This is a genomic window from Erwinia psidii (genome assembly GCF_003846135.1).
Taxonomy (GTDB): Bacteria; Pseudomonadota; Gammaproteobacteria; order Enterobacterales; family Enterobacteriaceae; genus Erwinia; species Erwinia psidii.
Window position 1 is genome coordinate 112,646 of the sequence record NZ_RHHM01000003.1, and the last position, 12,437, is coordinate 125,082.

13 protein-coding genes are annotated in these 12,437 nt (G+C 51.3%); 7 read left to right on the top strand and 6 right to left on the bottom strand.

All coding sequences use genetic code 11. From position 1 onward, the window contains the following. Positions 1-2 precede the first annotated feature (2 nt). Entirely contained in the window at positions 3-542 is a 540-nt protein-coding gene (locus EB241_RS05120) for a YniB family protein (protein WP_124232138.1), read from the bottom strand. Between the two features lie 171 nt (positions 543-713). Here EB241_RS05120 and hxpB point away from each other — a divergent pair, with 171 nt between their 5' ends. From hxpB to EB241_RS05145, 5 genes are all read left to right on the top strand, one after another. Then, positions 714-1,385: a hexitol phosphatase HxpB gene (gene hxpB / locus EB241_RS05125; RefSeq protein ID WP_124232139.1), complete on the top strand. Its 672-nt coding sequence runs from the start codon at positions 714-716 to the stop codon at positions 1,383-1,385. Positions 1,386-1,524: 139 nt separating this feature from the next. Further along, complete coding sequence (locus EB241_RS05130) at positions 1,525-2,115, top strand: metal-dependent hydrolase (RefSeq protein ID WP_124232140.1); 591 nt, start codon at positions 1,525-1,527, stop codon at positions 2,113-2,115. A 158-nt stretch (positions 2,116-2,273) separates the two neighbouring features. Next, a complete protein-coding gene (locus EB241_RS05135) occupies positions 2,274-3,671 on the top strand; it encodes an L-cystine transporter (RefSeq protein WP_124232141.1) in 1,398 nt (465 codons plus the stop codon). 153 nt (positions 3,672-3,824) lie between these two features. Then, complete coding sequence (gene katE, locus EB241_RS05140) at positions 3,825-6,089, top strand: catalase HPII (RefSeq protein ID WP_124232142.1); 2,265 nt, start codon at positions 3,825-3,827, stop codon at positions 6,087-6,089. Positions 6,090-6,289: 200 nt separating this feature from the next. After that, complete coding sequence (locus tag EB241_RS05145) at positions 6,290-6,673, top strand: DUF6515 family protein (protein WP_124232143.1); 384 nt, start codon at positions 6,290-6,292, stop codon at positions 6,671-6,673. Positions 6,674-6,728: 55 nt separating this feature from the next. On the opposite strand, the gene osmE is transcribed toward EB241_RS05145, so the two are convergent. Together osmE and EB241_RS20820 are read right to left on the bottom strand one after the other, a co-directional pair. After that, on the bottom strand, positions 6,729-7,064 hold the full coding sequence (gene osmE / locus EB241_RS05150; RefSeq protein WP_124232144.1) for an osmotically-inducible lipoprotein OsmE: 336 nt from the start codon (positions 7,062-7,064) through the stop codon (positions 6,729-6,731). 395 nt (positions 7,065-7,459) lie between these two features. Further along, positions 7,460-7,624 carry a hypothetical protein gene (locus EB241_RS20820; protein ID WP_158612377.1) on the bottom strand — a complete coding sequence of 55 codons (165 nt, stop codon included), beginning with the start codon at positions 7,622-7,624 and terminating at the stop codon, positions 7,460-7,462. A gap of 290 nt (positions 7,625-7,914) precedes the next feature. On the opposite strand from EB241_RS20820, the gene nadE reads away from it, so the two are divergent. Both nadE and cho read left to right on the top strand, forming a co-directional pair. Beyond that, a complete protein-coding gene (nadE, locus tag EB241_RS05155; RefSeq protein WP_124232145.1) occupies positions 7,915-8,742 on the top strand; it encodes an ammonia-dependent NAD(+) synthetase in 828 nt (275 codons plus the stop codon). A 271-nt stretch (positions 8,743-9,013) separates the two neighbouring features. Next, positions 9,014-9,877 (top strand): excinuclease Cho, encoded by an 864-nt coding sequence (gene cho / locus EB241_RS05160; RefSeq protein ID WP_124232146.1) that lies wholly within the window; start codon positions 9,014-9,016, stop codon positions 9,875-9,877. Positions 9,878-9,969: 92 nt separating this feature from the next. Here cho and spy read toward each other — a convergent pair whose 3' ends face one another. The 3 genes from spy to EB241_RS05175 all read right to left on the bottom strand — a co-directional run bounded on the left by spy (position 9,970) and on the right by EB241_RS05175 (position 12,338). Continuing rightward, positions 9,970-10,458, bottom strand: coding sequence for an ATP-independent periplasmic protein-refolding chaperone Spy (gene spy / locus EB241_RS05165; protein WP_124232147.1), 489 nt, complete (start codon positions 10,456-10,458; stop codon positions 9,970-9,972). 715 nt (positions 10,459-11,173) lie between these two features. Then, positions 11,174-11,614 (bottom strand): YcgN family cysteine cluster protein, encoded by a 441-nt coding sequence (locus EB241_RS05170; RefSeq protein WP_124232148.1) that lies wholly within the window; start codon positions 11,612-11,614, stop codon positions 11,174-11,176. A 64-nt stretch (positions 11,615-11,678) separates the two neighbouring features. Next, the gene (locus EB241_RS05175; RefSeq protein ID WP_124232149.1) at positions 11,679-12,338 is read right to left on the bottom strand and encodes a fumarylacetoacetate hydrolase family protein; all 660 of its coding nucleotides are present in this window, start codon (positions 12,336-12,338) and stop codon (positions 11,679-11,681) included. Positions 12,339-12,437 lie beyond the last annotated feature (99 nt).

Here is a 12,437-nt window from a genome sequence, read left to right on the forward strand (position 1 = left end):
AGTTACCAGATAAACCCCAGTAACTTAAGAATAAAATAACCTGCGACAGCAACAGCCACCGGAAGGATATAAAGCGGAAAAAATTGCAGAAAAATGCTGTGCCCCGGCAGGACAACTTTCTCTTCCATCTGCTGGCGGCTGCGACCTTCCGCCCCTTTCGCATTTTCGAGGATCAGCTGATCTTCAATGCCTTCTTTAACGCGGCGAGACTGACGCCACATTCTGGCACCGGATGCCTGTAGGGCCAGACCAATAAAGATGGTTATATAGATGATCCAGAAAGTGATATTGCTGTCGTGGTTAAAGTCCGGGATCGGAGAATTGTCCCAGAACCCTTTCAGGAAGTTAGTGTTGAAGCGGATCATATCAATCATTACATGAGAAAAATCCTGCATAACCGCATTGATCCCTTCCCGCTTTTCACGGCTTTTTTCAAGAAAGCCCATCAGTGAAATCAATGTTGAAATAAGTGCCGGAATAAAAATAATCCAGCCGGAAACACGTTTCAGTACCGCGATCCGACCAGCCTGTTGATAAGTCATGCTTTCTTCCTGTCATCCTGATATGAGGCTGTAAGTTTACCCTCAGGAAATAAAATACGCCTGCAAAATATGATTCCGCTGTGTTGGGTAACCTGTCACCCCGCCACCCGACAGATGTGGTCAGTATAAACTTCTGTTATGGTGTCGGGAAATTTCTGATGGAGCTGAAATATGTCTTACTCCCGTCCGGTGCTTGCCGCAATATTTGATATGGATGGCCTGCTGATTGATTCAGAACCCCTGTGGGAACAGGCTGAGATGGAGATTTTTACTCAGCTGAATGTTGACCTTTCCAAACGCAGCGAACTGCCCGATACCCACGGTATGCGCATCGATCAGGTGGTGCAGATGTGGTATGCAACGTTCCCCTGGGAAGGGGCAGACCGGCAGGACGTCATACAACGTATCATTGCGCGAGCTGCAGATCTGATTGAGGAACATCGGCCTTTGCTACCCGGCGTGGAGCAGGCATTGCAACGTTGCCAGGCTGAAGGACTGAAAATTGGCCTGGCGTCAGCTTCACCGCTGTTTATGCTGGAGAAGGTTATGGATATGTTTAATCTGCGCCATTATTTCGAGGTGCTGGTTTCCGCTGAAGCACTGCCCTTCAGTAAACCTCATCCCCAGGTATACCTCAACGCCGCTGAACGACTTGGCGTTGATCCACTTAGCTGTGTGACGCTGGAAGACTCGTTTTACGGCATGATTGCCACCAAAGCAGCACGGATGCGATCTGTCGTCATCCCGGCTCATCAGTTTGCCAGCGACCCTCGCTGGGCGCTGGCAGATGTGCAGTTAGCCTCACTGACTGCACTAACCACCGCTGATTTACTGGGAGAATAGTCTCCGGGCTGCTCAGGCCAGCCTTTCCGTGGCGAGCAACGCCGGGAAAATTTATCTTTCGTTACAACGTAACCTGTTTATTCTACTGTATACATCCCCTATACTGGATTAATTCACAGTAATATAATCAGGTGAGATCATGACGGCCGAAGGCCATATTATTTTTGCCATTGCCAGCGCCATATTTGCCACGCGGGCTGAACTGACGCCCGAACTGGCAAACGGCGACTGGTGGCATATTGTCCCCGCCGCACTACTGACCTGCCTGTTACCCGATATTGACCATCCTAAATCGTTTCTTGGCCAACGACTGACATGGATCTCACAGCCAGTAGCACGCCTCTTCGGCCATCGGGGATTTACTCACAGCCTGCTGGCAGTGCTTGGAGGAATAGCGTTGCTGCAACTGAAATTGCCGTCGACGTTGATGATCCCACCCGATGCTTTCCAGAGTATGGTGGTCGGCTACCTCAGCCATATCGCGGCCGATATGCTTACCCCCGCGGGTGTGCCGCTTCTCTGGCCATGCCGCTGGCGCTTCCGCCTGCCATTGCTCAGCAGCAAGCAAGGCAACCAGCTTGAACGCGTGTTCTGCCTGGCTCTGGTCGGGTATGCGATGTGGTTTCCCGCGGGAATGCCGCCCTTTGGCGATAAAGGCTGGCCAACTCACATGATTAATTCATTACAAAACCACCTTGGCCGTCTGACAGAGCAACGCAATGCCGGATAAATCTTCATTAAATATCCATTGGTTATAAGCCATGTCTTTTGGATATATCCCTGTCTCATTTCACCCTGATACCATGCCCTGACAGATGCACCTGTTGTGCAATAAGAACTAACTGTTATTCGTGGGGAAACACTCCCCATAACGACTGGAGACACGGGATGAACCTTCCATTATTGGCCAACCTGACGGCATTTGTCGTCATGCTGGTCATTCTTGCCAAAAGTGGCAACACCAGCTGGAGCCTTTCCAGACGCGTATTAACGGGTCTGATAATGGGCGTATTGTTTGGTCTGATTCTGCAGGCTATTTATGGCCCGGACAGTCCGGTACTGAAAGAATCCATATCCTGGTTTAACGTTGTCGGCAACGGCTATGTCCAGTTACTGCAAATGATCGTCATGCCGCTGGTCTTTGCGTCCATTCTCAGTGCCGTAGCGCGTCTGCACAACGCTTCTTCTTTGGGAAAAATCAGTACGCTCACCGTCGGCGTGTTGCTGTTCACCACCGCGATTTCTGCGCTGACCGGTGTTTTCGTCACCTGGCTGTTTGGCCTTAATGCTAACGGACTGGTACAGGGTGCCCAGGAAACGGCCCGACTTGCTGCCATACAGTCAAACTACGTGGGCAAAGTTGCCGACCTGTCACCACCGCAGTTACTGCTTTCGTTTATTCCCAAAAACCCGTTTGCCGATCTGACCGGTGCCAATCCCACCTCAATTATCAGTGTGGTGATCTTTGCCACCTTTCTTGGCGTAGCGGCGCTGCAGCTGTTGAAAGACGACAAACCCAAAGGTGAACGTGTACTGGCAGCGATAGACGTGTTACAGGCCTGGGTGATGAAACTGGTTCGGCTTATTATGAAGCTGACGCCCTTCGGTGTTCTGGCTTTGATGACCAAAGTGGTTGCCGGCTCTAATCTCAATGATATCGTCAAGCTGGGCGGATTTGTGCTGGCCTCCTACCTCGGACTGGCCATTATGTTTGCGGTACACGCATTACTACTGTCAGTGAATGGCGTTAACCCTAAACGCTTCTTTCACAAAGTATGGCCGGTGATTACCTTCGCCTTCACCAGCCGCTCCAGTGCAGCAACTATCCCTCTGAATGTGGAAGCCCAGACACGCCGTCTCGGTGTGCCTGAATCCATTGCCAGCTTCTCCGCCTCATTCGGCGCCACCATTGGACAGAATGGCTGTGCCGGACTTTACCCGGCGATGCTGGCAGTAATGGTCGCGCCCACCGTCGGTATTAATCCGTTTGAACCGGTATGGATTGCCACGCTGGTCGGTCTTGTCACCCTCAGCTCCGCTGGCGTGGCCGGTGTGGGCGGCGGTGCGACATTTGCCGCACTGATTGTGCTGCCTACTCTTGGTCTGCCTGTCACGCTGGTTGCATTGCTGATTTCGATTGAACCTTTGATCGATATGGGCAGAACTGCCCTGAACGTGAATGGATCGATGACAGCCGGGACACTGACCAGCCAGTGGCTAAAACAAACGGATAACTCGCGGCTCAACAGTGATACAGAAAGTGATGTGGTGTTATCACATCACTGATTACGCGTCGCTGAACAACGCATCTGCCACAGGGCTGGGATTCTCCAGCCCTTTTTTTACTGAGCGCATTATAACCCTGCTATCTCCGGGCGTACCTGCACCACTGTTCTATAGTTACTGGAGTCAGACACGACCACTACCGGAGCTATGAACATGTCGAAAGAAACCGATAATGAGGAAATAAGTCATCTTGCCCCCTCAACCGGACCTGACTCAGCCAGGCCGGGAATGGACACGCTGGTTCCCGGGGATGCTTCCTACAAACCCCTGACGGAACCGACACCGCCTGGTAAGCAGCCAACGGCGCCGGGCAGCCTGAAGTCACCTGACACCCATAATGCAAAAATCGATGCGCTGGAACCTTTTCGCAAAGGCAGCGAAAACTACCCTCTCACCACGAACCAGGGAACGCGTATCGCCAACGATCAGAATTCATTGCGGGCAGGAAACCGGGGACCAACACTGCTGGAAGATTTTATTCTGCGTGAAAAGATCACCCACTTCGATCATGAACGCATTCCCGAACGCATCGTGCATGCCCGTGGCTCGGCTGCACATGGCTATTTTCAACCCTATCGCGATATGAGTGACGTCACCAAAGCAGACTTCCTGCGCTCTGCAGAGCAGCTGACGCCGGTTTTTGTGCGTTTCTCCACCGTTCAGGGCGGCGCCGGATCAGCCGACACCGTGCGCGATATCCGTGGCTGGGCCACCAAATTTTATACCGAAGAAGGGGTGTTCGATTTGGTGGGTAATAACACCCCGGTGTTTTTTATTCAGGACGCGCATAAATTCCCCGATTTTGTCCACGCGGTAAAACCTGAACCACATAATGAAATCCCGCAGGGCCAGAGTGCACATGACACCTTCTGGGATTACGTCTCTCTCCAGCCAGAAACCCTGCACAACGTTATCTGGGCAATGTCCGACCGTGGTATTCCACGTAGCTACCGCACGATGGAAGGTTTTGGTATCCATACGTTCCGGTTTATTAATGCAGCAGGAAAAGCCACTTTTGTGCGTTTTCACTGGAAACCGGTTGCCGGTAAAGCCTCTTTACTGTGGGATGAATCGCAGAAACTCACCGGCCGCGATCCCGATTTTCACCGCCGGGATCTCTGGGAAGCCATCGAAGCCGGCGACTACCCGGAATATGAGCTGGGTGTTCAGCTGATCGCAGAAGAGGATGAGTTTAAATTTGATTTTGATCTGCTTGATGCCACCAAACTTATCCCGGAAGAACTGGTGCCCGTCGAACTGATCGGCAAAATGGTGCTGAACCGAAATCCTGATAATTTTTTTGCTGAAACAGAGCAGGTGGCTTTTCATCCCGGCCATATTGTTCCGGGCCTGGATTTCACCAACGATCCGCTGTTACAGGGCCGACTTTTTTCTTATACCGATACGCAAATCAGCCGTCTGGGTGGGCCGAATTTCCATGAAATTCCCATTAACCGCCCCACATGCCCCTATCATAACTTTCAGCGTCAGGGTATGCACCGGATGGATATTGATACCAACCCGGCTAATTACCAACCCAACTCAATCAATGATAACTGGCCGCGTGAAACGCCCTCTTCGCCACATCGTGGCGGGTTCGAAAGCTATCAGGAACGTATCGAGGGCCATAAAGTTCGGGAACGAAGCCCGTCATTTGGCGAGTATTATTCACAGCCCCGACTGTTCTGGAACAGCCAGACCCCTGTGGAACAACAGCACATTATTGATGCCTTCTCTTTTGAACTGAGCAAAGTGGGAAGAACCTGGATCCGCGAAAGAGTGGTTGATCATCTGGTACATATTGATGTGTCTCTGGCCAACAGCGTGGCGGAAAATCTCGGGATCGCCCTCTCTGACGAACAAATGCACACCGCACCGCCAAAAGATGTTAACGGTCTGAAAAAAGACGCCAGTCTGAGTCTTTACGCCGTGCCCAGCGGTTCGATAAAAGGCCGTCAGGTGGCGCTGTTACTCAGTGATGGCGTACTGGCAGCAGACGTTCTGGCGATCCTTCAGGAACTGAAGGTGCATGGCGTACACAGCAAACTGCTGGCGCCGCATATGGGTCATGTCCGTGCCAGCGACGGTTCTCATCTGCCGGTTGATGCTACCTTTAGCGGTCAGCCATCATTAACGTTCGACGCGGTGATCGTTCCTGATGGCAATATCGATGCGCTGCTGCTCAGTGGTGATGCTCGTTACTTCCTGTTGGAGGCCTATAAACATCTGAAAGTGATCGGTCTGAGCGGCGATGCCCGCCGTTTCAAATCCCAGTTTGGTCTTACCGATGACCAACAGGAGGAAGGCCTTATTGCTGAAAGTAAAGCGGAAGGCGTACTGATGAGTGAATTCCTTACCACGATGGCGGCGCACCGTGTCTGGTCACGCAGTCAGAAAGCGCTCACCGTTCCTGCTTAGTAAGTTGGTTGTCAGTGAAGTGATCATTGGTCGGCCAGTGAAAAGTCAGTACCTGTCAGTGTGCAATCTGACAGGGATCCTGGAGCGAGAGTTAAGAATACGTTAAGCACTGTAAGAAACAGACAACAGCAAGACCTTCCCCCTTGTGTTTTCGCTGGCCCGGAGTAATGTTAGCCTCAGTCTGAACCAGGAGAAACTGTATGAAAAAGGTGATAAGTACTCTGCTTTCCCTAACGTTATTATCGCCCGTGCTGGTTTCCGCTCATCCCGGTGGTTGGGACCGTGGTCCCGGCCCAGGCTGGGGGCATGGCGGGGGCCACGGTCCCGGACGGCTGTCCATTCTCCCTGACGCCGCTGCCGCTGTGATTATCGGCGGACTGACCTACTATGCGCTGAATGGCATGTATTATCAGCGGCAGAATGATAACACCTATGTCGTGGTCCAGCCTCCGGCAGAACGCCTCAGCGGCAGTATGAATGCGGTGGATTACAACGGTGAGCGTTTCTACGTGCAGTATGGTCACTACTATCGTCGCGACATAGATGGTCGCTATCTGGAAGTCCCGCGCCCGCCGGGACTGTAAACGGGATAAAAAAACGGTCACCTGGGTGACCATTTTTTTACTGACAGTGATACGATTACTGGCCAGTCTGCGGATCGGTATCGTAGTCTTTACAGCTCTGGAAGCCATAGTTCATTACGCGACCATTATCGCTGTAGCTGACGAAGTAGGTCTGCAATTTGCCATCACGCTGACCAATAACATAGGTCTGACAGGTACCACGAGCATGAACCATGGTGATTTCAGTGGAAGGTGGACCTGCGATATCTCTCACCTGCTGGCGCGTCATCCCCTTCTTCACATCCTGAACAACAGGTTTTGTGACATAGCTTTCCGCACGGTCATAGGCAGTACAGCCCGATAAAACAGCCAGAGCCACTGCAGCACCAATAAATCCTGTTACTTTATTCATGTTTTTTTATTCCTCTGAGATTATCCATACAAGGATAAGCCTGGAGCATAAAGGTAGATTAATCAACTTTATGGCAAAGAAAAACCCCGAGCCAGGCAAACTGATAAAGGCATTTTTGACCATGCGCGCCTGATTTAAGTCTGAAAAGCGGAAAAACACAACCGGGAGACCTCGCAATAAGCGATGAATGTAGCCGTACCAACCGCTGGACGCCATCGTAACGATAAAGAGCGCACGCCGTTGTTTCCGCCCTGGCAGGCTTCTGTACGCGGGCATGTCACAACTGGCAACAGTGGTCCGTCATTACACTGATAAAAGCGTTTTTGCAGAAAGGGGCCGGCATCGGCTTGATACGCAATTGGTACCTATCCAGCGGACCGCCATGATTGACCTGCTCACACCACTGGCAGGCCAACACAGGTTGCACTGCCGTGAAGTGGAGGCGTCGCTGACGCCACGCGTAAACGAATGATCGCCACAATGATGGCTGAAGCCGGCAGGTAGATATTGCCTGTTGAACAGGACTGTCCACGGCTTACCAGATCTGAGAGAAGATCCACGTTGTGCTGATGAAGTGACTCAAATTACTCCCCAATAAGCCTCGCTGGAGCCACCCTGCTCTCTCTGTAATCGACTGAATCAATTGCTGTTTACTGCCACACAAAAGACAGGTCATCAGCCTACAGAAGCGTCGGAACTGCCCTGTTAAAGGGTAAAACGGCTGATTTATCGGCGAAAGGTCGGCTGCCGACGGGATTGAATCTTGTTGTTTGCCCGCTGGCGAGTTAGTTTTACAGCAGATCTTACCGTCACTGCCTGTCCGGCACGTACTGAATTTGAGGAGAGATAAATGGCTTTACAACAGGAAATCATCAGCGCACTTGGCGTAAAACCGACCATTGAGGTGAAACAGGAGATCCGTACCAGCGTGGATTTTCTGAAATCTTACCTGAAAGCCAACCCGTTTATCAAAACGCTGGTTCTCGGCCTGAGCGGTGGCCAGGACTCCACTCTGACCGGCAAACTCAGTCAGATTGCCATCAGTGAACTACGCGCTGAGACGGGCGACCAGGGCCTGCAATTTATCGCGGTACGTCTGCCCTATGGTGTACAGGCTGATGAACAGGATTGCCAGGATGCGATTACTTTTATCCAGCCGGACCGTGTGATCACGGTAAATATCAAAGAGGCTGTACAGGCCAGCGAGAAAGCACTGCGCGAGGCGGGCATTACCCTGTCAGACTATATTCGTGGCAATGAGAAAGCCCGTGAACGTATGAAGGCCCAGTACAGCATCGCTGGCATGACATCAGGCGTGGTGGTGGGAACCGATCATGCGGCCGAAGCCGTAACCGGTTTTTTCACAAAATATGGTGATGGCGGCACCGATATCAATCCGATCTTCCGTCTTAACAAAGGCCAGGGAAAACAACTGCTGAAAGCGCTGGGCTGTCCTGAGCATCTTTACCTTAAGCATCCGACCGCTGACCTTGAAGATGACCGTCCGGGCCTGCAGGACGAAATCGCGCTGGGCGTGACCTATCAGCAGATAGACTGGTATCTCGAAGGCCAGAGTATCGATCCGACTGCCAGCAAAATCATTGAGGGCTGGTATCTTAAAACCGAACACAAACGGCGTCCGCCTGTTACCGTGTTTGATGACTTTTGGAAAAAATAGCCGAGCTCATCAGGCTTAACGTTATGATTTATAAAAAATTAAATTAACGCGATGCCGGAACGCCAGTGGACTGGCGTCCCCTCCCGCTGGCACGGCCTGCATTATTCACAAATCAGCGATGCCCTGTGACATTTTTCGCCCTGGTCCGTGGTAAATCGGCCTCCGGTGTCTGTAACAACGAAGCGTCATGCAGACCGGCGACTGAATGACGCTTTTTTCTCCGACAGCCCTCTGCTATGCTGTATATGTAACCAGTAAAACGGAGCGTCATGTGGCAAAACGTGCAGCCAGCCCCAGGCTGGAATCTGAAACAGCATCAATCTATCAGTATCCCGAACATTTGCGTTCTTCGCTGGCGCCGTTGCCTTCCCTGCCCGGCGTTTATGTCTTTCATGGTGAGAGCGACAGCATGCCGCTCTATATCGGCAAGAGCATCAACATCCGTAGCCGCGTAATGTCGCATTTACGTAATGCAGACGAAGCCAAAATGCTACGTCTGGCACGACATATTTCCTTTATTACCACCGCCGGAGAACTGGGCGCACTGCTGCTGGAAGCACAGATGATTAAAACCCGGCAACCGTTATTCAATAAAAGACTGCGAAAAAATCGCCAGCTTTGCTCGTTGCATATCAGCGGTACAAAGCCGGTGGTGGTTTATGCAAAAGAAGTGAATTTCTCTCACACACCGAATCTTTTTGGTCTCTGGTCCAGCCGTCGGGCTGCACTGGAAACCCTGTACAGGATTGCCGATGAACAGCGTCTCTGCCTGGGGTTGCTGGGGCTGGAGAACGTCCGCCTGAAACAGGCCTGCTTTCGTGCCAGTCTGGGGCGTTGTGCCGGTGCCTGCTGCGGCCTTGAGCCTGTCGATGCTCATCATCAACGCTTACTGGCGGCACTGGAGCGCGTTCGCGTGCGCTGCTGGCCATGGCAGGGTGCCGTGGGAGTGGTGGAAGAAGGCAAGATGTGCAGGCAGATCCACGTTATCAATAACTGGTTTTATCTGGGTTCAGTGAGTGATATTGCCGCCGCAGGCGATTTAACTTCGACACCACAGGGCTTCGACAGTGACGGTTATAAAATCCTGTGCAAACCGATAATCAGTGGCAGCTACCCGGTAATCCCGCTCTTCTGAGCGTCACAAAACAAAACCGCCGACGCTGTCCACGGCCCTCAGGGCGAGTATGAACAACGGCGGCGGTTTCAGTTGAAACAGGCAGAGGACAATCAGTCCTCAGCGTGATCCATCTTACCTTCCCTGTGCGGCTTTTCCGTCAGACGTTTCTCAAAGTTCTGATTAAACTGTTTTTTCTGCTCGGGCGTCAGCACGTTGTACATTTTATTCTGTGTTTCCAGCATCTTCAGCGCACGCGCTTTACCGTTTGCCGCCATCTGACTGGCCTGTGCATCTGCTTTAGCCTGGTCGAAGGTGTCAGAAGCGATAATGCTCTGTATCGCACGACGCTCATCAACTGAAGGTTCTGGCATGTCTTTATGTGCATCCTTCATAATGGTGTGCATCTGCTGTTTCTGTGCCTGCGTCAGATTCAGATCTTTAAACATCTCATGCGGACCACCGTGACGTGGTGGTTTATGCATCATTGGCTTATCGGCCCCGGCCGGTGGAGGAGTAATGTTATCTGCCGCAGCATGAACAATATTGGCAGCGCCCATGGCCAGAGTCATAGCAACAACCAGAGAAGTTAATTTACGCATATTATTTTCCTTACTGTTGGGTCTGTGCCGACTCAGCGTCGGGGTGTCGGAAATAAGTTTATTGTGCTCAACGTCAAGTACTCTTAAGGAGAGTAAAACCCTGAAAGCATAAAAGATAAAAAGCAGGCGATCATGGAGAGATTGCGGAGATTATCGTGAAGAATTGCAAAAAGATATTAATTAAAAGCAATTAATGCAGAAATTATGGTCAAGTGTAATACAACCACCAGAATAGGGAAAGGATTAAGTAAATATAATCAGGTCCGCCAGGATGGTCAAAAATAGCCAGAAAGAGAGAAATAAAGTCGCCATTATCATGCGTATCCACTTTTACAGAAAAAATAATTTCATGTCGTTAAGGAAATAAGAAATTAGCCAGTAACTCTGACACAGTAATGGCATTTTCTTATCTTGCCTCCGTTGCGCGTGCTGGCCTGCTGTCGCGTCGGAAGTAAGACTGACAGGACTGTTCGCTTTTTGCGCCAGCCGACTGCTATGCGGGAATATGCTGACATTAAGTATTGACTGGCCCAACGCATTCCCCGCAGCTGGTGCCACAATGTACTGAAAACGATAACGCCTCTCGGGCGATGAAACAGCAACGCAACCGGCCTGCACTGTATTGCGTCAATGCGTCAATGCGTCAATGCGTCAATGCGTCAATGCGGCATTTTACCAGCGCCCGCCTGATAACGGGTTAAGATTACAGCGCCGACTAACCGTGTGGATGATTAATAATATGCTCTTCCCAATCCGTTACTTCGCTTTCCCGCACCGCAATATGTCTTACCGAAATGCGTTGCGCGTGCATAGCAGCTTTCGAACCGGTTCGCAGGGGATGCCAGACCGGCAAATGCTTTCCTTCTGCCAACACCCTGTAGGCACAACTGGGCGGAAGCCAGGAAAAGGTGGGCAAATTTTCGCGGGTTAACTTGATACAGTCTTCTTCATACTCAAAACGACGTTCGTAGTGACGACACTGGCAGGTTTTGATATTTAACTGGTTGCAGGCAACGTTGGTAAAATAGATTTCGTCCGTATCGGCATCCTGTAATTTGTTGAGACAGCACTGACCACATCCATCACATAAGGACTCCCATTCCTCATCAGTCATTTGCTCCAGCGTTTTACGCTGCCAGAAAGGGCTCTCAGTCATGCTCGTGTCCTGTTAATAAAAAAAGCCCGCACCTTATAAACAGTTCGGGCTGGAGATGCAAGTCCTACAGGACGCGGGTAGCAATACCATAGCCACCCAGTGAAACCTCAAGCTTATCACCCGAAGCCATCGGACCAACGCCTTCAGGCGTACCGGTGATCACAATATCCCCTGCACGCAACGTAAAGAACCGGCTCATGTAGGCAATCAGTGGGAGGATTTTGTGGATCATATCCTGGGTATTGCCATACTGACGCACTTCACCATTGACCACCAGCTTTAGCTCCGTATTCTGAGGATCGGCGTCAAATTCATTAACAGGAATAAACCCGGAAACAGGACAGGAATTGTCAAACGCCTTCGCTTTTTCCCATGGCTGCCCCGCCTTTTTGCATCCCGCCTGCACGTCACGCAGCGTCAGGTCCAGCGCAACGCCATAGCCTGCAATCGCTTTAGCAACATGCTCTTCAGAAGCCTGTTTCAGGGTTGAACCAATCAACACAGCCAGTTCGACTTCATGGTGCACCGCGCCCAGTGCGCCCGGTATCGATAACGGCTGACGAAGATCACAGAGCGCGGTTTCAGGCTTAATAAAGATCACCGGTTCAACGGGCACGGCGTTACCCATCTCTTTAATGTGTTTTGCATAGTTGCTTCCGACGCAAACCACCTTGCTTACCGGATAGTCTAATAACGCGCCCTGCCAGTTGTGATGTTGATACATGTCGTTCCCCTACCTGTGGTAAGCGTGGATGCTCAGTCGTTGAACACCCTTCTGTTGTCGTGCCTGACGCCGGACTGCGCCCAGGTTTACTCTCGCTGG